General features: G+C 64.0%; 21 protein-coding genes. 16 read left to right on the top strand and 5 right to left on the bottom strand.

The features are described from left to right. Position 1: 1 nt before the first annotated feature. The 3 genes from IVB41_RS21985 to IVB41_RS21975 all read left to right on the top strand — a co-directional run bounded on the left by IVB41_RS21985 (position 2) and on the right by IVB41_RS21975 (position 3245). Positions 2-2221 (top strand): VTT domain-containing protein, encoded by a 2220-nt coding sequence (locus IVB41_RS21985; RefSeq protein WP_247434730.1) that lies wholly within the window; start codon positions 2-4, stop codon positions 2219-2221. Continuing rightward, positions 2218-2925: an endonuclease/exonuclease/phosphatase family protein gene (locus tag IVB41_RS21980; RefSeq protein ID WP_247434727.1), complete on the top strand. Its 708-nt coding sequence runs from the start codon at positions 2218-2220 to the stop codon at positions 2923-2925. Before IVB41_RS21985 ends, IVB41_RS21980 begins: the two co-directional genes overlap by 4 nt. A gap of 128 nt (positions 2926-3053) precedes the next feature. Further along, on the top strand, positions 3054-3245 hold the full coding sequence (locus IVB41_RS21975) for a hypothetical protein (protein WP_007591059.1): 192 nt from the start codon (positions 3054-3056) through the stop codon (positions 3243-3245). Between the two features lie 49 nt (positions 3246-3294). Here IVB41_RS21975 and IVB41_RS21970 read toward each other — a convergent pair whose 3' ends face one another. Beyond that, positions 3295-3519 carry a hypothetical protein gene (locus tag IVB41_RS21970; protein WP_247434724.1) on the bottom strand — a complete coding sequence of 75 codons (225 nt, stop codon included), beginning with the start codon at positions 3517-3519 and terminating at the stop codon, positions 3295-3297. A gap of 250 nt (positions 3520-3769) precedes the next feature. Here IVB41_RS21970 and IVB41_RS21965 point away from each other — a divergent pair, with 250 nt between their 5' ends. The 3 genes from IVB41_RS21965 to IVB41_RS21955 all read left to right on the top strand — a co-directional run bounded on the left by IVB41_RS21965 (position 3770) and on the right by IVB41_RS21955 (position 6043). Continuing rightward, on the top strand, positions 3770-4087 hold the full coding sequence (locus IVB41_RS21965; protein WP_247398033.1) for a DUF1476 domain-containing protein: 318 nt from the start codon (positions 3770-3772) through the stop codon (positions 4085-4087). A gap of 40 nt (positions 4088-4127) precedes the next feature. After that, the gene (locus tag IVB41_RS21960; protein WP_247434721.1) at positions 4128-4433 is read left to right on the top strand and encodes a hypothetical protein; all 306 of its coding nucleotides are present in this window, start codon (positions 4128-4130) and stop codon (positions 4431-4433) included. 674 nt (positions 4434-5107) lie between these two features. Then, complete coding sequence (locus tag IVB41_RS21955) at positions 5108-6043, top strand: septal ring lytic transglycosylase RlpA family protein (protein WP_081747816.1); 936 nt, start codon at positions 5108-5110, stop codon at positions 6041-6043. Here IVB41_RS21955 and IVB41_RS21950 read toward each other — a convergent pair. Continuing rightward, complete coding sequence (locus tag IVB41_RS21950; protein ID WP_247434717.1) at positions 6037-6993, bottom strand: alpha/beta fold hydrolase; 957 nt, start codon at positions 6991-6993, stop codon at positions 6037-6039. The genes IVB41_RS21955 and IVB41_RS21950 overlap by 7 nt on opposite strands. 151 nt (positions 6994-7144) lie before the next feature. Here IVB41_RS21950 and IVB41_RS21945 point away from each other — a divergent pair, with 151 nt between their 5' ends. The 9 genes from IVB41_RS21945 (at position 7145) to IVB41_RS21905 (ending at position 16977) form a co-directional block, all read left to right on the top strand. Further along, positions 7145-8407, top strand: a complete 1263-nt coding sequence (locus tag IVB41_RS21945; protein ID WP_027566950.1) for a D-alanyl-D-alanine carboxypeptidase family protein — start codon at positions 7145-7147, stop codon at positions 8405-8407. Positions 8408-8409: 2 nt separating this feature from the next. After that, a complete protein-coding gene (gene tmk / locus IVB41_RS21940; protein WP_247434714.1) occupies positions 8410-9096 on the top strand; it encodes a dTMP kinase in 687 nt (228 codons plus the stop codon). Beyond that, positions 9093-10139 carry a DNA polymerase III subunit delta' gene (locus IVB41_RS21935; RefSeq protein WP_247434712.1) on the top strand — a complete coding sequence of 349 codons (1047 nt, stop codon included), beginning with the start codon at positions 9093-9095 and terminating at the stop codon, positions 10137-10139. The genes tmk and IVB41_RS21935 overlap by 4 nt, the downstream gene beginning before the upstream one ends. A gap of 109 nt (positions 10140-10248) precedes the next feature. Beyond that, a complete protein-coding gene (gene metG / locus IVB41_RS21930) occupies positions 10249-12285 on the top strand; it encodes a methionine--tRNA ligase (protein ID WP_247434709.1) in 2037 nt (678 codons plus the stop codon). A gap of 13 nt (positions 12286-12298) precedes the next feature. After that, the gene (locus IVB41_RS21925) at positions 12299-13075 is read left to right on the top strand and encodes a TatD family hydrolase (protein ID WP_027566946.1); all 777 of its coding nucleotides are present in this window, start codon (positions 12299-12301) and stop codon (positions 13073-13075) included. Positions 13076-13088: 13 nt separating this feature from the next. Further along, the gene (locus IVB41_RS21920; protein ID WP_247359305.1) at positions 13089-13886 is read left to right on the top strand and encodes an MBL fold metallo-hydrolase; all 798 of its coding nucleotides are present in this window, start codon (positions 13089-13091) and stop codon (positions 13884-13886) included. Between the two features lie 166 nt (positions 13887-14052). Continuing rightward, positions 14053-14646, top strand: coding sequence for a TRAP transporter small permease (locus tag IVB41_RS21915; protein WP_247434706.1), 594 nt, complete (start codon positions 14053-14055; stop codon positions 14644-14646). Between the two features lie 2 nt (positions 14647-14648). Next, positions 14649-15962, top strand: a complete 1314-nt coding sequence (locus tag IVB41_RS21910; protein ID WP_247434703.1) for a TRAP transporter large permease — start codon at positions 14649-14651, stop codon at positions 15960-15962. A 37-nt stretch (positions 15963-15999) separates the two neighbouring features. After that, positions 16000-16977: a TRAP transporter substrate-binding protein gene (locus IVB41_RS21905; protein ID WP_247434701.1), complete on the top strand. Its 978-nt coding sequence runs from the start codon at positions 16000-16002 to the stop codon at positions 16975-16977. Positions 16978-17065: 88 nt separating this feature from the next. Here IVB41_RS21905 and IVB41_RS21900 read toward each other — a convergent pair whose 3' ends face one another. Genes IVB41_RS21900 through IVB41_RS21890 form a run of 3 tightly spaced genes read right to left on the bottom strand, consistent with a single transcriptional unit; the run spans position 17066 to position 21663 of the window. Beyond that, on the bottom strand, positions 17066-18715 hold the full coding sequence (locus IVB41_RS21900) for an acyl-CoA synthetase (RefSeq protein ID WP_247434698.1): 1650 nt from the start codon (positions 18713-18715) through the stop codon (positions 17066-17068). A gap of 23 nt (positions 18716-18738) precedes the next feature. Continuing rightward, positions 18739-20628: a TRAP transporter large permease subunit gene (locus IVB41_RS21895; protein WP_027566941.1), complete on the bottom strand. Its 1890-nt coding sequence runs from the start codon at positions 20626-20628 to the stop codon at positions 18739-18741. 15 nt (positions 20629-20643) lie between these two features. Then, positions 20644-21663, bottom strand: a complete 1020-nt coding sequence (locus IVB41_RS21890) for a TRAP transporter substrate-binding protein (protein ID WP_027517958.1) — start codon at positions 21661-21663, stop codon at positions 20644-20646. Positions 21664-22118: 455 nt separating this feature from the next. On the opposite strand from IVB41_RS21890, the gene IVB41_RS21885 reads away from it, so the two are divergent. Then, positions 22119-23315 carry a Xaa-Pro peptidase family protein gene (locus IVB41_RS21885; RefSeq protein WP_247434694.1) on the top strand — a complete coding sequence of 399 codons (1197 nt, stop codon included), beginning with the start codon at positions 22119-22121 and terminating at the stop codon, positions 23313-23315. Positions 23316-23364 lie beyond the last annotated feature (49 nt).

Here is a 23364-nt window from a genome sequence, read left to right as displayed (position 1 = left end):
CGTGCGGGTCGGCGCCGTGGCTCAGCATGCGGGCAGGCCGCACGCGAATCGTGGCCATGACGACAAGGAACCCCTCGCGCGTTCGGTGCGTTTAGACGCGAATGCGAATGGCGAGGTTGACCTGCTTCAGAGCTCATCGACCCTGATCCCCGGCGACACCGTCTGGCGGCGGTGCGAGGCGCAGCGTGTGGCGGTTCTGAACGATGCTGCCGCGTATTTCGCGGCCCTGCGCGAGGCCCTGCTGCAGGCGCAGGATCTCGTCTATATCGTCGGTTGGGATATCCATAGTGAAACCAGGCTGGTCGGAGAGTCCGGGCGAGCGGATGATGGTTTGCCGGAACAGCTCGGCCCATTGCTGCGCGCGCTGGTCCAACGGTGTCCCACCTTGCGGATCAACATTCTCGTCTGGGACTTCGTCTCGTTCTACGCTTCCGAGAGGGAATGGAATTCCGCGGCCAAATTCAGCGCCGACACCGACAGCCGCGTCCGGTTTCACCTGGATTCCACACTTCCATTTGGTTCGGCCCAACACCAGAAGATCGTCTGTGTCGATGGTTCACTGGCGTTCGTCGGCGGGCTCGATCTGACGATCAGGCGCTGGGACACAAGTGATCATAGCGCCGATCACGCCTTGCGCTGCGATCCCCAGGGCAAGCCATATTTGCCGTTTCATGATGTTCAATGCGTGGTCGACAGGGATGCGGCGGCGTGGCTGTTCGACCTCGTGGAGCAACGCTGGCGCGCGGCGGGCCAACAGATTGATGATCGGCGCCCGCTGAAAAGCTTGCGCTGGCCAGCGAATGTGCCGGTCGAGGCCCGGCATATGCCGGTGGGTATCGCCAGGACCGAGGTGGTTTGTCCGGCAGGTTCGACAATCAGGGAGGTGGAACGCTCGTTGATCGCAGCGATCCGGTCCGCGACGAGCTTCGTGTACATCGAGAACCAGTTCACCAGCGCCACCAGGATCGCGCGCGAATTGGCGGAGCAGATGCTGCGCGTGCCTTCGCTTCGGGTTGTGGTCGTCACGCCAAAATTGCATTCCTCATGGTTGGAATCCCAGGCCATGCAGAACGGCCGGGGCGCCTTCATCGACTGCTTCAGTTCGGCCGGCGTCGCCGATCGCATCCGCTTCGTCTATCCGGTGTCGGGGAATGGGGACACGGAAGCGGCCGTGATGGTGCACAGCAAGCTCATGATCGTCGACGACCGGATCCTGAGGATCGGTTCGGCCAATTTGAACAATCGATCGATGGGCGCCGACAGCGAATGCGACCTAATCTTTGAAGCCGCCTCAGACGAGCATCGGAATTTCATCGCCTCGGTCCGCCGTCGCCTGATCGCCCATTTCTGCGGTCTCGATGAACAGACGGTTGCGCAAAACGACGATCGTCTTTTTGCGCTCCTGGACGACGTCTCTAGGGCAGGTGCGACGAAGGCGCTGCGGGACGTGGAATCTTCCGTGCTGACCAGCGCTCTGGCCACGATGGTTCAGCCCGTGGCGGACCCCGAGCGGCCTCTACATCTGGAGCGCGCGGCATCGCGCATGTGGAGCACGAAGACGATCATCGGGATGGTCTCGATAGCCGTGGCGCTTCTTGGACTGGCGATGGCCTGGTCGTACACGTCCTTGAGTGATTTCGCCGACGCGGGCCGGATGTCGACGCTTCTGTCTGCCTATTCGCAGTCCGTCTGGGGGCCGCCATTCGCGATAGCGGCTTTCGTCGTCGGCGGGTTGGTCGTGTTTCCGGTTCTCGTGCTCATTGCGGCAACTGCCGCCGCACTTGGACCCTGGCTAGGCTTCGTCACCGCGATGACGGGCGTCGTGCTCAGCGCCTTTATCCTGTTTGCGATCGGACGGGCACTCGGCCGCGAACGCCTGCAGCGTTTGCTCGGACGACGTACCGCGCGCATCCAGGAACGTGTGGTCGGCAAGGGCATTCTGGCTGTCGTCGTCATCCGGATGATTCCGATCGCGCCGTTCTCGGTGGTGAATGTCGTGGCTGGCGCGAGCACGCTGCCTCTGCGTGACTTCCTGGTCGGAACGCTGCTCGGCATGACGCCCGGCATTCTCGCCATGGCAGTTCTGGGTGCCCAGATCGCTGATCTCGCCAGGAATGCGTCCTGGCTCAACATAGTGCTGCTCGCACTGGCGTTCCTGGGCTGGCTCGCGATCTGCGCAGGCGCGCAATTCGTCGCGACCTGGCTCGCCGGGAGGCGATGATGGCGCCGATGCGCTTCATGACGTGGAATGTGCATGGCACTTTCAATCTCAATCCGAAGTTCGATCTCGAGGGAATCTGTTCGATCATTCGCAAATGGGCTCCCGATGTCGTCGCGCTTCAGGAGGTGGATTCGCGATCGCGATCAGACGATCCGTTTGCGAAGCTGGCGAGTGTCGTCGGCGATCACGGTGTTCACGCCAAGTCGATCGTCACGGCGGATGGCGAATACGGCCAAACGCTCCTGAGCCGGTTTCCATTCTCCGGCCCGCCCGAGATCGTCGACGTGTCGTATCGTGAGCGCGAGCCGCGCAGGGCGATTGCAGCGGGACTGCTGACGCCGGTTGGCGATGTCCGCGTGGTGGCCACGCATCTCGGCTTGAGTATCTACGAGCGCCATGCGCAGGCTCAGGCGCTGGTGAGGCTAGCGAAGCCTGGAAGGACCGTCGTCCTCGGGGATTTCAACGATTGGTTCTGGATCAAATCGGTGCGGCGCGTGCTCGCGCAGACCTGCCCAAACCGGACGCGGCTGCGAACTTTCCCGTCGCATTTGCCCCTTCTACGGCTCGACCGGATCTATGCAACCTCCGACAGCCGGATCGGGAAGGTTTGGACCGACGAGGGGGCGAGGGCCTATTCAGACCACTTGCCTGTTCTTGCAGACATCGAGATCCCTGCGGGGTCAAACGCATCGCAAGCGCGATAAAAAAGTGCTGTCTGCAGAAGGACTTGGCTACTGTGCATGGGGTTGTTTTCGCACATTGTGAAGTCGGCCCGCAGTGCCGCTCAGCGTGACCATGAGGAACTCTTTCCTCACCCCCGCGTTATCTGGCCATGACGGAAGACATTTCCTACCGGCGCAAGCCCTTGACCCCCGAGCAGCGGCAGGCGCGCGATGCGACACGCCGTATCGAAGCCGAAAAAGCCATGCGCGATCACGAAGCGGCGCAGAAGGCGTTTTATGCCAACAAGGAACGGCTGAGAGCCGAAAGGTTGGCACGTGAGCAGACGGAGGCCAAGGGCTGACCGCACGCGGTCGCCCCGTCAAAGCTGTCCTCGCCCGCGAGCGCTGGCCTCAGTGCCGGTGCGGGACGCGCGTCACGCTCAACACCTGCTTCAGCGCTTGGACGGCACTTGCGAAAGGTCTACGAGGCGATTGTGCCTCGATCGCTTCGGCTGCGACGCGACAATCGTCAGCGACCTTGAGCAACCCGCCTCGCGCGAGGTCCATGGTGGAGAGGGCTGCCTGCTCCAGGCAGACCCGTTCAAGCCGTCGAAACTCCCGCAGTTCTTTGTTCATGCGTCAGCTCTCGATGTCCCCGGGCCATGCGGCGCTGAGTCTGCTTAACAAATAGTAAACATCCCTCCCTAGCTGAGCTGGCTGGCGTAGAGCTGTTCGGTGCCCTGCAGACGCCCGGTGGGCGCAGCCGAGCGGGCTTGACGGCGCTTGGCTTCCGCTGGAAGCTTCAGATGACCCTGACGTGAACCACGGAGACGTTCGCTTCCAGCCAGTCCGATCCCGATCAGCGAAAACGACATTGGAGCTGACCATGACCACGTTCGACAAGCGCGAGCAGGGCTTCGAGGCCAAATTCGTCCACGACGAGGAGCTCATGTTCAAGGCCACGGCCCGGTCCAACAAGCTGCTCGGGCTCTGGGCTGCAACCCAACTCGGCCTCAGCGGCGATGCCGTGGCCAGCTACGCGACGGCCTTGGTGACGGACCATCTGGAGAACCAGTCGATGGGCGAGATCCTCGACAAGGTGGCAGGCGATCTCGCCGCCAAAGGCGTCGCGCGCGACCAGGTCGCAGCCAAGCTTCAGGAATGCTTGCACCAGGCGTTGCAGCAACTCGAAGCGGACAAGTGAAGCAAGCCGGCCCTCGACGGCTGGGATCGGGAGGCGGGTGGTGTCTTGCGGAGGAGTATTTTGGAGCAGCTTCGGCACATCGCCCGGCGCGGTCGCGCTCGCTACTGCGATCCTGGTCGGCTGCAGCGGCGCTGAGGTATCGGCCACGCCGCTGACGCCATTTCGCTACGAGGCGCAGGCGCAGCGTCATTGCCCGCACGACCGGGTCGTCTGGCTCGATTTCAGCAAAGGCGTCTACTACGGCAAAGGCCAGAAGCGGTACGCCCAGGGATTTGACGGCAGCTTCGTCTGCCTGAGCGAAGCCCGTGACAGCCTCTACCGGCGATCGCTGCTTGGACTGCGCTAAGCGTATTTTTTCGGGAAATGCCGGGTGCTCAGGCGAAGGCCAATGCCACGAGGCTGGAGCACAGCAGGACCAAACCACCGGCGGTCAATGCCAGGAAGCCATCGGATACGAGGTCATGGTTGCGCATGAGACACCTGCCGCTCTCGTCTGCGATGCTCGATCGGATCGCTTAAAAATGTCCGAACGCGCCGTCTTGAAAGGGTGATGCTAGCCGCCCGCGCGAGTGCCTCAGGCCCTCGTGCGGTAACCTTCAAACGCATGGGCCAGGAAGATCCCCGCGCTTACCAAACCCATCAGTGCCGAAACCGTCTCGATCATCGTCTTATTCCATTCCGCCCTGCACGCGAGAAAACGCGGGCGGCCTTGCACAGTCAAAAGAATTCCAGTGAGCGGCGCGACAATGGGGGTGGAGTGAGGATTTGGCGCAACAGAATGTCCGGCCACGGCACAGAGCAGGGCGCCCGCGCCCCGTAGTTCAACGGGGCGAACGCATACGCCCCGTTTACCATCCCGGCGTGAACGCTGTGGGCTCCCCATTTCCGCCGTGTTCGGGTTGCGTTATCGTTACCACTTCCGACGCGGTGGTGGGCCGCCTCGGAGCAAAGGACCGGATAGCGCTGCCCCGTAGCCAAAGCGGGTTAGGTACGCCTCCGGCGAAATGGTATTTGGGGCGAATGGGGATCCGTCGGTCAGATTCGGTTTTGCGGGTCGCGCGCGCTGCTGCGATGGCCGCGACCTGCCTTGCGCTCGCCAATTGCGCCTCCTCCAACAAATTCGCCAGCCGGGTCGATCCGAAATACGGCGTGTCCTCGAGCCCCCGGGTGGTGGCTTTGGGCGATCCGGTGCCGAAGGGCGGCGGCGCTTACCGCGTCGGCAAGCCCTACGTGGTGGGCGGCCGGACCTATGTGCCCGAAGAGGACGTCAACTACCGCGCCGAGGGCATGGCCTCCTGGTACGGCGACGATTTCCACGGCCGCCTGACCGCCAATGGCGAAGTGTTCGACATGGGCTCGCTGACCGCGGCGCATCCGACCCTGCCGATGCCGTCCTATGCGCGGGTCACCAACGTCTCGAACGGCAAGTCGCTGATCGTCCGCGTCAATGACCGCGGGCCCTACCACGGCAACCGGCTCATCGACGTCTCGAACAAGGCCGCCGAACTGCTTGAATTCAAAGGCAATGGCATCGCCAAGGTTCGTGTCGAATATGTCGGGCGGGCGCCGCTGGAAGGTTCCGACGACCGCCAGCTGATGGCGACCTTGCGCACCGGGACCCCGGCGCCGTCGCCTTCGATGGTCCGGGTCGCCTCCGCGAGACCCTTCGTGCCGGAGCTGCCGTCGTCGAACCGCGGTGCCATGCGCGGCGAAGTTCCGACGCCGGAGGGACGGCCCTACAATCTCGGCAACACCTCCGCCGACATGGCTTCACTCAGTGCGACCTCGGAAATGTCGGCCTCGAGCCGTAACCGGGGCCGGGCGCTCCAGAACGCCCGCGCCGTGTCCTATGATGGTGACGGACGCTATGCGACCGAGAGCGCGCCGTCCGGCGCCTACGCCTCGGACGGGGCTGCTGAGGCCCGCGGCATCCTGAGCGGCCGCGGCCTCTACTGAGCCGCGCTTTCCTTCAAGAACTTCACCAGCGCCGCATTCACCTCCTCGGGCCGCTCCTGCTGGACCCAATGGCCGGCGCCGTCGATGATCAGCTTTCGCGTCAGATTGGGCAGCACGCGCTCGAGCTCGTTGACGCGCTTGGCTCCGATCAGGCCGGTGATAACGGCGTCTTTCGAACCGGCAATGAAGAGCGAGGGCTGGTGGATCTGCGCATCCTGCCAGGGCGCCGTCAGCTCCCAATTGCGGTCGAGGTTGCGATACCAGTTCAGCCCGCCACGAAAACCGGATTTGCGGAAGGCTTCAGTGAAATAGGCAAGGTCAGTCTCGCTGAGCCAGGCTGGCAGAGGCTCCTCCGGGTTGCCGTAGCCGAGGAAGCCCTTGCCCTCCTGCACGAACATTGCCGCGGAGGGATCGGCAAGGCCCCGCCCGCCGAGCACGATGCGCATGGTGCGCGCGACGTCGTGCTCGAACTCGGCCTCGGCAATGCCGGGCGCCTGGAAATACTGCCAATAGAAATTGCTGATGCCGCCCTGGCGCAGGAGGTCGAGCGGCTTGCCGCGGCCGCGGAAGGGCGGCGGCACGCTCAGGCCAGCGACAGCCGTGAAGATGTCGGGCCGGAACAGCGCCGCGTGCCAGGCCACCGGAGCACCCCAATCGTGGCCGACCACCATCGCCTTGGTCTCGCCAAGTGCCTGCACGAGGCCGACGACGTCACCGACCGTGTCGAAGATCGAATAGGCCGTCGCCTCGGGCGGCGCTGAGCTTTGGCCGTAGCCGCGCATGTCGGGGGCGACGACGCGAAAGCCGGCCTGCGCCAGCGCCAGGATCTGGTGGCGCCAGGAGTAGGAGAGTTCCGGCCAGCCGTGGCATAGCACCACCAGCGGCCCCTGACCGGCTTCGCGGATGAACAGGTCGATGCCATTGGCCTTGATTACGCGGGTGGATGACATCGCTTTTCCGCCTTGTTTCAGGGGTTTGGTCAGAAAATCTGAGGTGCCACGATAGGGGCGGGACGAGAATCGTGCAATCTCGGGACAAGCGGCCACCCCGTGTTGTTCGCACCCGCTCCAACTGTTAGAACGCCGCTCTCAGGGCTTGGCCATGGAATTTCATCTTTCCTCGTTGGGGCGCACCCGGTTCATCGCCGGAGCGCTGGCGCGCGGGCTGATCGCGACGGCTGTGGTGGCGGCCATCGGCTGGGGCGGGGCGCTCTACGCCGCCAACCAGAGCGTTCAGGGCGCCAAGAAAACAGATGATGCCGGCTTCGACGGCGACGCCCCGACCGCGATCCTGATCGAGGCGTCCAGCGGCAGCGTGCTGTTCGAGAAGAACGCCGACGAACTGCGTGCGCCCTCGAGCATGATGAAGCTGATGACCGCCGAGGTCGTCTTCAACGCCATCAAGAAGGGCGACATCAAGCTGACCGACGAATACCGGATCAGTGAGAACGCCTGGCGCCGGGGCGGCGCGCCCTCCGGCGGCTCGACCATGTTCGCCGCGATCAACAGCAAGGTCACCGTCGACGATCTCCTGCACGGGGCGATCATCCAGAGCGGCAACGACGCCTGCATTGCGCTCGCCGAAGCCATGGCGGGCAACGAGCGGATTTTCGCCGCCGACTTCATGACCAAGCGCGCCCGCGAGCTTGGCCTGACGAAGTCGACCTTCGGCAATTCCAACGGCTTGCCCGACCCCGCCAACAAGATGACGGTGCGCGAGCTCGGCATCCTCGCCCGGCACATCATTCTCGATTTCCCCGAATTCTATAAACTGTTCGGCGAGAAGGAATACACCTGGAACAAGATCCGCCAGCCCAACCGCAATCCGTTGCTCAATTCCATGGAAGGCGCCGACGGTCTGAAGACCGGCTACACCAAGGAAGGCGGCTACGGCATGGTCGGCTCGGCCGTGCAGAACGGCACGCGGCTGATCGTCGTCGTCAACGGGCTGGAAGACCCCGAAGATCGCGCCACCGAAGCCAAGAAGATGCTGGAATGGGGTTTTCGCAATTTCGAGACCCGCACCCTGATCGCGGCCGATCAGCCCGTCGGCTACGCCAAGGTGTTCGGCGGCGAGAGCCGTTCGGTGAAACTGGTCGCCAAGACGCCCGTGAAAGTGATGGTGCACAAGAACGGCAGCGACAAGCTGATCGCGCGCGTCGTCTATAGCGGCCCGGTGCGCGCGCCGGTCGAGGCCGGGCAGAAGGTCGGGCTGGTCAGGGTCTGGCGCAGCGGCAACATCGCGGTGGAGACGCCGGTCTATGCCGCAGACGCGATCGGCACTGGCTCGACCGTGCGCCGCGCGATCGACGGCGCCAGCGAGCTCGTGATCGGCATGTTCCGTGCGGGCGCCGAGAAGCTCTGATCATGAGTGAAAGCGCGGTAAAGTGGCCGTCCGGACGCGGGCGTTTCGTCACCTTTGAAGGCGGCGAGGGCACTGGCAAGTCGACCCAGATCAAGAAGCTCGCCGATCGTCTCAAGGCAGCCAGGATGCGCATCCTCGTCACGCGCGAACCGGGCGGCTCGCCGGGCGCCGAGATCATGCGGCATCTGGTGCTGTCAGGCATGGGCAAACTGCTCGGACCCGAGGCCGAGACGTTGCTGTTCGCGGCCGCGCGCGACGACCATGTCCGCACCGTGATCCAGCCCGCGCTCAACCAGGGCACCTGGGTGCTGTGCGACCGCTTCGCCGACTCGACGCGGGCCTATCAGGGCAGCCTCGGCCGCGTACCGGCGGCGCTGATCAACGCGATGGAGCGGGTCACGATCGGAGATCTCAAGCCGGACCTCACCATCATCCTCGATCTGCCGGTCGAGATCGGCTTGCAGCGCGCGGCCGCACGCCGCGGCAGCGGCACCCCGGACAGGTTCGAGGCCGAGAAGCTCGGTTTCCATCAGGGCCTGCGCGAGGCCTATCGCAAGATCGCAGCGGACGATCCTGCGCGCTGCGTGCTGCTCGACGCCAATTCCGACCCTGATACGGTTGCCGGACGCATCTGGACCGCGTTGCGTGATCGCCTGCTTCCGACGCCGGCATCGGTGGTGTCCATATGAGCCCGCGTCAGACCGAGCGCGAAACCGCCATTTCTCATCCGCGCGAGACGAGCGTTCTGTTCGGCCATCGCGAGGCCGAGACCGCGCTGCTCGCCGCCTATCGCAGCGGGCGTATCCCGCATGCCTGGCTAATTGGCGGGCCGCAAGGCATCGGCAAGGCGACGCTGGCCTATCGGATGGCGCGCTTCGTGCTAGCTCACGGCCAGCCGCTGGCGCTTTCGGTGCAGCGCGCCGAAGATCTAGCTATCAATCCTGATAACGCCGTGGCGCGGCAGGTTGCAGCGAGCTCGCATGGGGGCCTGCTGACGCTGGAGCGCACCGCCAACGATCGCGGCGTGATGCGCACGGTAATCACCGTGGACGAGACGCGCGAGACGATCGGTTTCTTCGGCTCGACCGCGGCGGCCGAAGGCTGGCGCGTCTGCATCGTCGATACCGTCGACGAGCTCAATCCAAATGCCGCCAACGCGCTGCTGAAAATTCTCGAGGAGCCGCCGCAGCAATCGCTGTTCCTGCTGGTGAGCCACGCGCCGGCGCGCGTGCTCGCCACAATTCAGTCGCGCTGCCGCAAGCTGCGCCTGCGCGCGCTCGCAACTGACGACGTGATTGGAGCAGCCGCCACCGCGGCCGATCTCGACCCGAATGATCCGGCGTTGCGCGAGGCGGCGGAGGCGTCCGAGGGCAGCGTCGCGCGGGCGCTGACGCTGCTCGGCGGTGACGCCCTGAAGCTCCAGCAACGTACGGCCGCGCTGCTGGCGCGACTGCCGCAGGTCGATCCGCGCGAATTGCACACGCTCGGCGAATCGCTCGGCACCAGCGACCGCGTTGCGCTTGCCGCCTTCATCGACGGCATCGATCGCTGGATCGCGGAACGCCTGCACGCCGACGAGGCCAATGCCAACCAGAACCTGCCGCGCCTTGCGCGCCTAGCTGAGGTATGGGAAAAGATCGTCCGCGCCGCGCGCGACACCGAAACCTACAATCTGGAGCGAAAGCCCTTGGTTTTCTCGGTGTTCGGCTGGCTGGCGGACGCAACGCGCTAGAGCATGATCCGGAAAACTGTGCAGCGGTTTTCCAATGGGATCATGCTCAAGACAATAAACTAACGCAGGTTCGTTTCCAAATTTCGAGAAGCCGGTAAAGGAATTCGTCGTGGCAGCGCGAGCTAAGAAAACCGCTAAGAGCAAGAGCAGCAAGAAGGCCGCCACGAAGGCCGTCAAGAAATCTGCGAAGAAGGCCGTGAAGGCGCTCCCGCGCAAAGCTGCCAAGAAGGTCAAGAAAGCCACGAAGACCAAAAAGACGGCTGCCAAAAAAAACGGGAAGAAGAGCGCCGCGAAGACGGCAAAGAAGGCAGCGAAGAAGCAGGTCGTTGCCAAGAAGACGGTGAAGACAGCGACCAAAAAGCCAGCCAAGGCTTCGGCGAAGAACGAGACTTCGGCAAAAAACAAGGCGTCGGCGAAAAACAAGGCCCCGGCGAAGAAGATAGCCATGACGGCGAGGGTGGCTGCGCCCGCCGTGGCCGCCGGACCCGCTCCAGTCCCCACGCCGCCGAAAGTTGTGAAGCCCGATGTATCGAAGCCCAAGGCTCCGCGCGCACCGAAGTCCGTCGCCACGCCGCAGGCCACCACGCCGGTGACCGTCCCCGCGCGCGACAACGTCTTCTACATCACGACTGCGATCGCCTATCCCAATGGCAGTCCTCACATCGGCCACGCCTATGAGGCAATCGCGACCGATACGTTGGCGCGGTTCGCACGACTCGACGGCAAGGACGTGTTCTTCCTGACCGGCACCGACGAGCACGGCCAGAAGATGGTTCAGACCGCGGCCAGCGAAAAAATGTCCGTCTCGGAGCTCGCGGCCCGCAATGCCGGCCGTTTCAAGCAGATGGACGAGCGCCTCAACGTGTCGTTCGACCGTTTCATCCGCACCACCGAGGAGCAGCATCATCGCTCCAGCCAAGAGATCTGGCGACGCATGGAAGCGAACGGGGACATCTATGCCGACATTTATGCCGGCTGGTACTCCGTGCGTGACGAAGCCTATTACGCCGAGGACGAGACGCGCCTGAACGACGACGGGGTGCGGCTCGGGCCGCAGGGAACGCCGGTCGAATGGGTCGAGGAGAAGAGCTATTTCTTCCGCCTGTCGGCCTATCAGGACAGGCTGCTCAAGCTCTACGAGACGCAGCCCAATTTCATCGGCCCCGACTCCCGCAAGAACGAGGTGGTGAGCTTCGTCAAGGGCGGCCTGCGCGATCTCTCGATCTCGCGCACGACGTTCGATTGGGGCGTCAAGGTGCCCGGTGACGAAGAGCACGTGATGTATGTCTGGGTCGACGCGCTCACCAACTACATTACCGGCGTCGGCTTCCCCGACGAGAGCGACAAAAACTGGCGTTATTGGCCTGCCGACGTGCACATCATCGGCAAGGACATCATCCGCTTCCATGCGGTGTACTGGCCGGCGTTCCTGCTGTCGGCCGGGATCCCACTACCGAAGCGGGTCTATGCCCACGGCTTCCTGTTCAGCAGGGGCGAGAAGATGTCGAAGTCGGTCGGCAACGTGGTCGATCCCTTCAACCTCGCCGACCAGTACGGCGTCGACCAGATGCGCTATTTCTTTCTGCGCGAAGTGCCGTTCGGCCAGGACGGCAACTACAATCACGAGGCCATCGTCGCGCGCATCAATGCCGATCTCGCCAACGATCTCGGCAACCTCGCGCAGCGCTCGCTGTCGATGATCGCTAAGCAGCTCGGCGGCGTACTCCCGGAGCCCGGCGAATTCAGCGACAACGACAAGGCGATCCTGTCACAGGCTGACGGCATGCTCGCGGCGTCCCGCGAAGCGATGGCGACGCAGCAAATCCATCACTGGCTCAACGCCGTATGGGCCGTGGTCGCGGAAGCCAACCGCTATTTCGCGGGCGAAGCGCCGTGGGCGCTCGCCAAGACCGATCCAGTCAGGCAGAGGACGGTGCTCTACGTCACCGCCGAAGTCGTGCGCCAGATCGCGATCCTGGCCCAGCCGGCGATGCCGACGGCCTCGGGATTGCTGCTGAACAGCCTCGGGATCCCCGAAGGGGAGCGCAACTTCGCCGCGCTCGGCGGTGCAACGCGCATCGCGCCCGGTACGACGCTGCCCGCGCCGACGCCGGCCTTCCCGCGCTACATCGAGCCGGCAGCCTAAAGGCGTTCGCACCATGCTGGTCGACAGCCACTGCCACCTGGATTTTCCGGATTTTGCGGAGGATCTCGACGGGATCGTGTCGCGGGCGCGAGCGGCCGGCATCGGCCGCATGGTCACCATTTCGACTCGGGTGAAAAAGCTGAACCAGCTTTTGTCTATCGCCGAGCGCTATGACGACGTCTATTGCTCGGTCGGCACCCATCCGCATAACGCCGATGAGGAAGACGGCATCGCGCCGGACGAGCTGATTGCGCTGACGCAGCACCCCAAGGTCGTCGCGCTCGGCGAAGCCGGGCTCGACTATTTCTACGACAACGGCTCGCCGGAGGCGCAGGCGAGGGGCTTTCGTGCCCACATCGCTGCCGCCCGCGCCACCGGCTTGCCGCTGGTAATCCACACCCGCGAGGCGGACCAGGATTGCGGCCGTATCCTAGAAGAGGAGACGGCAAAAGGATCGTTTCGCGCCGTGTTGCATTGTTACACCGGCGGGCGCGAGCTGGCGCTGAAGGCGGTCTCGCTCGGGCTCTATATCGGCTTCACGGGCATCCTGACCTTCAAGAAGTCCGAGGCCCTGCGCGCGCTTGCGGCCGAACTGCCGTCCGACCGCATTTTGGTTGAAACAGACTCGCCCTACCTTGCGCCCGGCAAGTTCCGGGGCAAGCGCAACGAACCGGCCTATGTGGTCGAGGTCGCAAAAGTGCTCGCCGAAACACGCGGCGTGTCGTTTGACGAGATCTCGCGCCAGACAAGCGAAAACTTCTTTCGCCTGTTCTCCAGGGTGAAAGCTTAGAACTGGGAGCCGCATGACGCTGACGCTGACGATCCTGGGCTGCGGCTCCTCCGCCGGCGTGCCGCGCCCGGCACTCGGCTGGGGTGCCTGCGATCCCACCAATCCCAAGAACCGCCGTCGCCGCTGTTCGCTGCTGGTCGAGCAGACATCGGACGAGGGCACCACGCGTATCGTGATCGACACCTCGCCGGACCTGCGCGAGCAATTGCTCTCGACCAATGTCGACCACATCGATGCAGTGTTCCTGACCCACGAGCACGCCGATCAGACCCACGGCATGGACGATCTGCGTTCGGTCGTGATGCACATGCGCCGGCGGATTCCGACCTATCTCAATCAGACGACCGCGAACGACATCATGTCGCGGTTTTCCTATTGCTTCGTCTCGCCGGCGGGCAGCGACTATCCGCCGATCCTGACGGCGCAGTCGATCGAGGCCGGCGAAAGCCAGACCATCCAGGGAAAGGGTGGCGCGGTGACGATGACCGCCTTCCTGGTGCAGCACGGCAACATTCCCGCGCTGGGCTATCGCATCGGCGATGCCGCCTACACACCCGACCTCAACGACATCCCGCGCGAGAGCTGGGGCGCACTGGAAAATCTGGATCTCTGGATCGTCGATGGCCTCCGCTACACCAGCCATGTCAGTCATTTCAGCATCAACGACGCGTTGTCCTGGATCGAGCGCTTCAAGCCGAAGCGCGCCGTCATCACCAATATGACGGCCGACGTCGATTATGAGGTGATCCGGCAGTCGCTGCCGGCGGGCGTGGTGCCCGCGTATGATGGGCTGCGGCTGGAGACCCGCTGAACCTGCGGTGGAAATTTCGGCGAGAGCCGGCATACTGCTTGCTTGCGCTAGCCCCATCATGTTGATCTAACGTCTGAAAGACAGGGCGCTGGGCAGAGGCGATATCCATGCAGGACCGGCGTGCGACGTACGATCGCCGGGACTGTCTGAATCGCCTCGTGTGAGGATGGGGATCGCGTTGGCAGGGGACGATGTCACGAGCCGGGGACCGGTGCGACGCGCGCTGGATCTCCTTTATCTCGGTGCGGGCTACGCCGCCGGCGCCTTCATGGTTGCGATCTTTGCAATCATGATGATCATGTCGATCGGGCGCCAGTTTGCGGTCAACATTCCCGCCGGCGATGATTTCGCCTCCTGGTGCATGGCGGCGATGGCATTCCTCGGCCTCGCTCACACCTTCAAGCGCGGCGAGATGATCCGGGTCGGCCTGCTGCTGGAGCGTCTGCATGGGCGCTCCAAGCAGGTAGCGGAGGTCGTGGCCCTCGGTATTGCCGCCGCTTTCATCCTCTATTTCACCCGGCATGCCGTGCAGATGACCTATGATTCCTGGCGCTTCAACGACGTGGCGCAGGGCGTCGTCGCGCTTCCGCTCTGGATTCCGCAGCTCGGGTTTTCCGGCGGACTCGTGATCCTCTCGATCGCGCTCATTGATGAAATGGTCAGTGTCGTCGGCGGCAACCGGCCGAGCTACGAGAAGGGCTCGCCGGACGAGACCCCGGACGAATTCATCGAGCGGATCTCACAGGGCGGCGGAGGTTGACGATGGCCAATCTCGGCATGATTGAACTGTCGTTCATTCTGCTCGGCGTCATGATCGTGCTGCTGGGAAGTGGCATCTGGATCGCGGTTTCGCTGGGGCTCGTCGGCTTCGTGGCGATGGCGCTGACCACGAGCCTGCCGCTCGGCTCGGTGCTTGCGACCACGACATGGAGCGCAAGCTCGTCATGGACGCTGGCCGCGCTGCCGCTGTTCATCTGGATGGGCGAAATCCTCTTCCGCACCAAGTTGTCGGAAGAAATGTTCCGGGGCCTCTCGCCCTGGGTGCAGTGGCTGCCCGGGCGCCTCACTCATGTCAACGTGATCGGCTGCGGCATCTTCGCGGCGGTGTCGGGCTCGTCGGCGGCGACCTGTGCGACCATCGGCAAGATCGCGCTGCCCGAACTGGACAAGCGTGGTTACGACAAGAGCCTTAGCCTCGGCTCGCTCGCGGGCTCCGGTACGCTCGGCCTGCTGATCCCGCCGTCGATCCCGATGGTGGTCTATGCGGTCACGGCGAATGTCTCCGTGCTTCAGGTGTTCCTCGGCGGCTTCCTGCCCGGCGTGCTCGTGATGGTGCTCTATTCCGGCTACATCATCGTCTGGTCGCTGCTCAATCCGAAGAAGATTCCGCCGCGCGATCCTCCGATGCCGTTCCGCCAGAAGCTGCGGGAGTCGGCCAGGCTTGCGCCCTGCCTGTTGCTGATCCTGGCGGTCTTCCTCTCGCTCGTGCTCGGCTTTGCGACGGCGACGGAATGCGCCGCCTGGGGCGTTTCGGGCGCGCTGCTGCTGGCGTGGTGGAGCCGCACGCTGACGGGCAAGAACTTCCTCGAAAGCATCATGAGCGCGACGCGCCTGACCTGCATGATCATGCTGATCCTGGCGGGCGCAGCCTACACGACCGCAGCGATGGCCTATACGGGCATTCCGGCGGCGCTTGCCACCTGGGTCCAGGGCCAGCAGCTCACGCCGGGCATGCTCGCGCTGTATCTGAGTATCATGTACATCATCCTGGGATGCCTGATCGACGGCATCTCAATGATCGTCCTGACCGCCGTGATCGTGCTGCCGATGGTCAGGCAGGCCGGTCTCGACCTGGTCTGGTTCGGGGTCTATCTCATCATCCACGTCGAGATGGCGCAGATCACGCCGCCGGTCGGTTTCAATCTGTTCGTGCTCCAGAACATGAGCGGGCGCGACACTTTCACCGTTGCGCGGGCGGCGTTCCCGTTCTTTGTCCTGCTGCTCGCGGCCGTGTTCATCATCACGGAATATCCGCAGATCGTGATGTTCTTGCCCAAGCTCGCCTTCCCAGACTGAGCGTACCGTTTTGAAATTGACTGTGAGGAGAAGCCCGATGATGTCTCGTTTATTCCGCACATCCCTGATCGCCGGCGCCGTGCTGGCCGTGACACCCGCTTTGGCTCAGACCAAATGGAATCTGCCGGCAGCGTATCCGGCCGACAATCCGCACTCCGAGAACCTCGTTGCTTTCGCCAAGGACGTCGAGGCTGCCACGTCCGGCAAGCTCCAGATCACGGTTCATCCCGGCGCGTCGCTGTTCAAGGCACCCGATATCAAGCGCGCGGTGATGACCGGGCAGGCGCAGATGGGCGAAGTCTTGCTGTCGATCCACGAGAACGAGGATCCGGTGTACGGGGTCGATGTGGTGCCGTTTCTGGCGACCAGCTTTCCGGACGCCATGAAGCTCTATCAGGCGTCGAAGCCGCTGATTACGAAGAAGCTCGATGCGCAGGGGCTCAAGCTGCTGTTCGTCGTGCCGTGGGCGCCGCAGGGCGTCTATGTCAGCAAGCCGCTTGCGACCATCGAAGACATGAAGGGCCTGAAATGGCGGGCCTATAATGTTGGGACCGCGCGCATTGGCGAGCTGGTCGGCGCGCAGTCCGTCACCATCCAGGCCGCCGAGTTGCCGCAGGCGCTTGCCACCGGCGTCGTGAACTCCTTCATGTCGTCCGGCGGCACGGGCTACGATGCGAAGGCATGGGAGTCGCTGAAATACTTCTATGATGTGCAGGCCTGGATCCCGAAGGACTACACTTTCGTCAACAAGGCTGCGTTCGAGGCGCTCGACAAGCCGACCCAGGAGGCCATCCTCAAGGCCGCAGCGACCGCGGAAACCCGCGGCTGGAAGGCCTGGCAGGACAAGAGCACCTGGTACATCGATCAGCTCAAGGCCAAGGGCATGACGGTCGAGCCGCCGAGCCCGGCCCTGAAGGCCGGATTCCAGAAGATCGGCGAACAGCTCACCGCCGACTGGCTCAAGAAGGCGGGAGCCGACGGCCAGGCCCTGGTTGACGCCTATAAGAAGATGTGAGGGCCAAGGGGCTCGGCAAACCCGACCGCGTCGAAACTGCACAATGACTTCGCGGCGACACGCAGCCGCCGCGGAGGTCGAGACAAGCTCAGGCCGAGATCGCCTTCGCCGATCCCGCTTCGTTGCGCAGCAGGAATTTCTGGATCTTGCCCGTCGACGTTTTCGGGATCGGCCCGAACACGACGGCCTTTGGCGTCTTGAAGCCGCTCATATGCGAGCGGCAGAAGGCGATGATGTCGGCTTCGCTCGCGCTGGCGCCGTCCTTCAGCTCGACGAAGGCGCAGGGCACTTCGCCCCATTTCGGATCGGGCTTTGCGACCACGGCGGCGAACAGCACAGCGGGGTGCTTGTAAAGGATGTCCTCGACCTCGACAGAGGAAATGTTCTCGCCGCCGGAGATGATGATGTCCTTGGAGCGATCCTTGATGATGACGTAGCCGTGCGCGTCGAGCACGCCGAGATCTCCGGTGTGAAACCAGCCTCCTTCGAAGGCTTCCTTCGTCGCCTTGTCGTTCTTGAGGTAGCCCTTCATCACGATGTTGCCGCGGAACATGACTTCGCCGATGGTCTCGCCGTCGCGCGGCACCTGCCTCATGGTCTGGGGATCGATGACGGTGACGCCTTCCTCGAGCGGGTAGGGCACGCCCTGCCGCCGCTTCAAGCTGGCGCGCTCGGCTGCGGGCAGATCATCCCAGCCTGGCTGCTCGGCGCAGACGGAGGCGGGACCGTAGACCTCGGTCAGGCCGTAGACGTGCGTCAGCTTGATCCCAATGCTCTCGGCGCCCTCGAGCACCGCGACCGGCGGCGCGGCACCGGCGATCAGCCCGACGACTCGGCGGGCAGTGCCGTTCCTCGGTGCATCGGGCGCGTTGATCAGCGTGTTGTAGACGATCGGCGCGCCGCACATGTGGGTGACGCCGTGCTGCTTGATCAGCTCGAAAATCTTGGTCGGCTCGACCTTGCGCAGGCAGACATTGATGCCGGCGGCCGCCGCAATGGTCCAGGGGAAGCACCAGCCGTTGCAGTGGAACATCGGCAGCGTCCAGAGATAGACCGGATGCTGGCCGAGTTGGCCCGCGAGGATGTTGCTGACGGCATTCAGATAGGCGCCGCGATGATGGGTCACGACGCCCTTGGGATTTCCCGTGGTGCCAGAAGTGTAGCTCAGCGCGATCGCATCCCATTCGTCCTTCGGCGGGATGGCGGTGAAGTCAGGATCGCCCTGCGCGACGGCGGTCTCGTACTCGATCTCGCCGATGCGCCTGCCGCCCTTGAAGGCGGCGTCGTCGACGTCGATCACGAACGGTTTTGGACCACTCATCTGCGTGAGCGCATCGGTGATCACGCCGGAAAACTCCGGGTCGACCAGAATGATCCTTGCGCCGCCATGGTCGAGCTGAAATGCGATCGAAGGCGCATCGAGCCGGATGTTCAGGGCGTTGAGCACGGCACCCGTCATGGGTACGGCGAAATGCACCTCGTTCATCGCCGGAATGTTCGGCAGCATCGCCGCGACGGTGTCGCCGACGCCGATGCCCTTGCCGGCAAGATACGAAGCAACGCGCTTGCAGCGCTCATGGGTCTCGCGCCAGGTGAAGCTGCGCCCCTCGTAGACTGTGCTAACGTGATCGGGATAGACCGCGGCGCTGCGCGCAAGGAAGCTCAACGGGCTCAGCGGCACGTAGTTGGCGGGCGTCTTGTCGAGACCGATATTGTACTGGTTCTGCCGCTCGCTCATCGACACCTTCCTCACGCGCCGGCTTACAGGAATCCGATGGAGATCCACGGAAACACGGCGACGACGATCAATCCTACCAGCAGCGCCAGCAGATAACCCCAGATCGGCCTGATGCCTTCGGCCGGATCGACGCGTCCGATGGCGCAGGCGGCATAATAGCCGACCCCGAAGGGCGGGGCGAATAGCCCGATACCCATGGCGAGAATGATCACCATGGCATAGTGCACCTCGTGCACGCCGACCGCACGCGCAATCGGAAACAACAGCGGCCCGAACAGCACGATCGCCGGGATGCCCTCCAGCACGCTGCCAAGGATGGTGAAAGCCAGGATCGAGACGGCGATGAAGGTCGCCGCGCCGCCCGGCAGTCCGGTCATGGCCGACGCCAGCGCGCGCGAGAAGCCTGATTGCGTCAGGCCCCAGGCCATGCCGGTGGCCGTGCCGATGATCAGCAGGATCGCGCCCGACAGCGCGGCGGTTTCGACCAGCATGGGAAACAGCCGCCGCCAGTCGAAGCGGCGGTAGACCAGGAGTCCGACCAGGGCGCCATAGACGATGCCGATGGTGGAGACTTCGGTGGCAGTCGCGATGCCTTCGACCACGGCGTAGCGGATCACGAAGGGCAGCGCGAGCGCGGGCAGGGCGATGATAAAGGTCTTGCCGATCTCGCCGCCTGTGGCGCGACGGACATGGCTCATGTCCTCGTGGCGGTAGCGCCACCACACCAGCATGCACAGCGTGATCGCCAGCACCACCCCGGGCAGCAGGCCGCCGGTGAACAAAGCGGCGATCGAGACGCCCGTGACCGATCCGATCGTGATCAGCACGAGGCTCGGCGGAATGGTTTCGGTCTGCGCGCCGGTGGCGGCAAGAAGCGCGACGAGGTCGCCGGGCTTGGCGCCGCGCTGCTTCATCTCCGGGAACAGCACGGGCGCGACCGCCGCCATGTCGGCGGCCTTGGCGCCGGAGATGCCGGAGACCAGATACATCGCGCCGACCAGGACGTAATGCAGCCCGCCGCGGACATGGCCAAGCAGGCTCGCCAGGAACGCCACCATGGCCCGTGCCATGCCGGTCATTTCGATCAGGAGCCCCAAAAATACGAACAGCGGCACCGAGAGCAAAATGAGGTGGCTCATGCCCTCGTCCATCCGCCCGACCAGCACCATCACCGGCGTGCGCGTGGTCAGTGCCAGATAGCCGAAGATCGCGAGCCCGAAGCCGAACGCGATGGGAACACCGGCAAAGACGCAGAAGCCAGCGACGCCGACGAAGAAGATGACGAGGTTGAGATTGCCGAGCGGCCGCAGATAAGGCTGCGCCAGCCAGAACAAGCCGACGACGACGGCAACGGCGACTGCGGCCGTCAGCACCATGCGGTAATCGGCTGCGCGCAGCAGCCGCAACAGCGCGAACACCGCCATCAGGCAGATTCCGGCCGGCAGCGCCGCGGCGCGCCACATATTGGAGATCTGCAGCGCCGGCGTGGTGATGAAGCTTTCCTCGTAGGCGTAGTCCCAGGACGGCCAGACGATCAGCGCCAGGAAGGCCAGCGCCGCGCAGGTCGCGACCAGATCGAGCCAGGCCCGCGTGGCCGGCCTGGTGCTGGCGACAACCGCGGTCATGCGCATGTGCTCGGAGCGGCGGAACGCGACCGCCGCGCCCAGCATGGCGAGCCACAGGAACAGGATCGAGGCAAGCTCGTCCGACCAGATCAGCGGCCTGTGCAGCCCGTAGCGTGCGACCACGCCGGCAAACAGGATCGCGATCTCGGCGACCACCAAAATGGCCGCCGGGATTTCGACGAGGAGCCCGAGTGCGCGCTCCGTCGAGGCCAGCAACGAAGGTCGGCGAGGGGACCGAACAGTCGCCTCACCCGCCACTCCGTTCACTTCGACCTCGATATGAGCCATGACGGCTCCAACGCGTTACGACAGCTTGCCGACCGCCTTTTCCAGCAGGTCCCAGGCCTGATCGCCGTATTTACCTTTCCACTCGGCATAGAAGCCGGCGGACCGCAGCTTGTCGCGGAACGGCGCGACTGCGGGCTGGTTGAAGGTCAGGCCCTTGCCCGCGAGCTCCTGCTGCAGGTTGGCATTGAGCTTGGCGGTATCCTCACGTTCCTTGAGCGCTGCGGCATTGATGTTCTTGGCGACGATGGTGCGCACATCCTCGGGCAGGCTGCTCCAGGCCTTGCGGTTGGCCAGGAACCAGAAGCCGTCCCACATGTGGTTGGTCAGCGAGCAGTATTTCTGCACTTCGTAGAGCTTGGCGGTCGAGATGATCGCCAGCGGGTTCTCCTGGCCCTCGACGATTCTGGTCTGCAGCGCGGAATAGACCTCGGCGAAATTGATCGAGGCGGGCGCCGCATCGAACGCCTTGAACATCGAGGTCCACAGCGGCGACACCGGCACGCGGATCTTGAAGCCCTTGAGATCGTCCGGACCGGTGATCGGCTTGCTCGACGACGTGGTCTGGCGGAAGCCGTTGTCCCAGATCTTGTCCATGACCTCGAGCCCGGCCTTCTTGATCTCGCCGCGGACGAAGGCGCCGAGATCGCCGTCCATGGCCTTCCAGACCGTGCCGTAGTCCGGGAACGCGAAGCCGATGCCGTTGATGGAGGCCGCGGGCACCAGGGTCGACAGGATCAGCCCCGACAGCGTGAAAAACTCGACGCCGCCGGACCGGATCTGGCTCAGCATGTCGGTGTCGGACCCGAGCTGGTTGTTCGGGAAGATCTGGAGGTCGAACTTGCCGCCTGTCTCGGCCTTGATCGCCGCCGCCATCTCCTTGGCGCGCACGTTCAGCGGATGGGTGTCCGGCAGGTTGTTGGCGTATTTGTAGGTGAACTCGGCGCTCTGGGCGCGGGCCACATGGGGCGCACTGAGGCCGCCCAGGACCGCGGTGGCGGCGGAGGCCTTGAGAAGCGTGCGGCGGGAAAAGCTCATGGGTCTGCTTCCTCGGAAAGTTTGTTGTTGTTCTGAGATGCAAATCTATACGGACGGAAGGTCAGAAGGTCATCTGCGATCTCGCAAGCTTCGCTTATTGCAGCCGGACATCCTCACGGCAATATCGGCTTTCGGAGGCATGGGCCGGATTCAAAAACCGAAAAACAACCCCATGCACAGTAGCCGTCGAAAGTCGGGCGACGTGCGACGGGCCGGCCCGGAAGAGAACGAGGAACGAAGGTCCGATGAGAGGAATTCTGGCTAAATAACTGATCTGATTATATATAAATATATTCCATAATATACCTTATGCGAATCATGGATATAGCCGTGCAGATCAGCCAGATCATTCCGCACCTACTCAGAAGCCCTCTCTCGGCTCACACTTGCCGCCAAACAAGCCCCGGGCAAACCGACGCAGCGGTTGATGCCCACGGCAGCATTGGAGGTTCGTCATGCAGGAGAACGTCGCCCGCGCAGATCGGTCGCGCGCAATTCCATTCGATGCGGCCAAGCTCGATCGTCTGATGGAAGCCGCCGGCCTCGACGTCCTGGTCGCGACCTCCAAGCATAATGTGCAGTACATGCTCGGTGCCGAGCGCGCGATCTTCTTCGACTACATGGATGCGCTGGGCGTCAGCCGCTATCTGCCGGTCCTGATCTATCCCAAGGGCGCGCCGGAGCACGCGGTCTATGTCGGGCACCGGCTGGAGACCCATCAGCGCGCTGTCGCGCCGCCATGGATTGCGCAGGTCCGGACCGAGTCCAACGGCTCGGTCGATGCGATCACGCGGGCCGTAAGCCTGATCCGGGATGCCGGCGTGCCCTTGAAGCGGGTCGGGGTCGAGATGGCGTTCCTGCCGATGGATGCGGGCCGGGCGCTTGCCGATGCCCTGCCCGGCGCCGAGCTCAAGGAGGCACTGCTGGTGCTGGAGCGGCTGCGCGCGGTGAAGTCGGCCGACGAGCTGGCGAAACTCAAGACGGCCTCCGAGCTCGTCATCGCCTCGATGCTGGAGGTGATCGCCGGGCACGGGCCTGGAACGACCAAGCAGCAATTGTCGGACGCTTTGCGGATCGCCGAGGCCAATCGTGGGCTGACCTTCGAATACTGCCTGCTGGCCTGCGGCAACAGCCACAACCGGGCGCCATCGACGCAGCGCTGGGAGCAAGGTGACGTGCTGTCGCTCGATTCCGGCGGCAATTATCACGGCTATATCGGCGATCTCGCGCGCATGGCCGTGCTCGGCGATCCCGATACCGAGCTGAAGGAGTGCCTGGCCGAGATCGAAGCCGTCCAGCGCGCCGCCTTCGCGGCGGTGCGGCCCGGCGCTATGGGCGGTGACATCTACGTCGCGGCCGAGCGGCAGCTCGCGAAGATCAGCCAGCGTGACTGCACGGAGTTTTTGGCCCACGGCATGGGCCTCGTCAGCCATGAGGCCCCTCGCCTGACCGCCAAAGGCCCAATCCCCTACGATGACACCGACGCTCGCCTGCCGCTCGAAACAGGCATGGTGGTGTCGATCGAGACCACGATGAAGCATCCGAAGCGCGGGTTCATCAAGCTCGAGGACACGGTCGCGGTGACGGCGACGGGCTACGAGATCTTTGGCGAGGGCGGTCGTGGATGGAATCTGGGGGGCAGTGCGCTGTAGGCTGGGACCACACACGGCGCTTACGGCAGACATTCGCCCTCTGCCCGAG

This window comes from Bradyrhizobium sp. 44 (genome assembly GCF_023073095.1).
Classification (GTDB): Bacteria; Pseudomonadota; Alphaproteobacteria; order Rhizobiales; family Xanthobacteraceae; genus Bradyrhizobium.
This window is presented reverse-complemented; position numbering and strand designations above follow the sequence as displayed.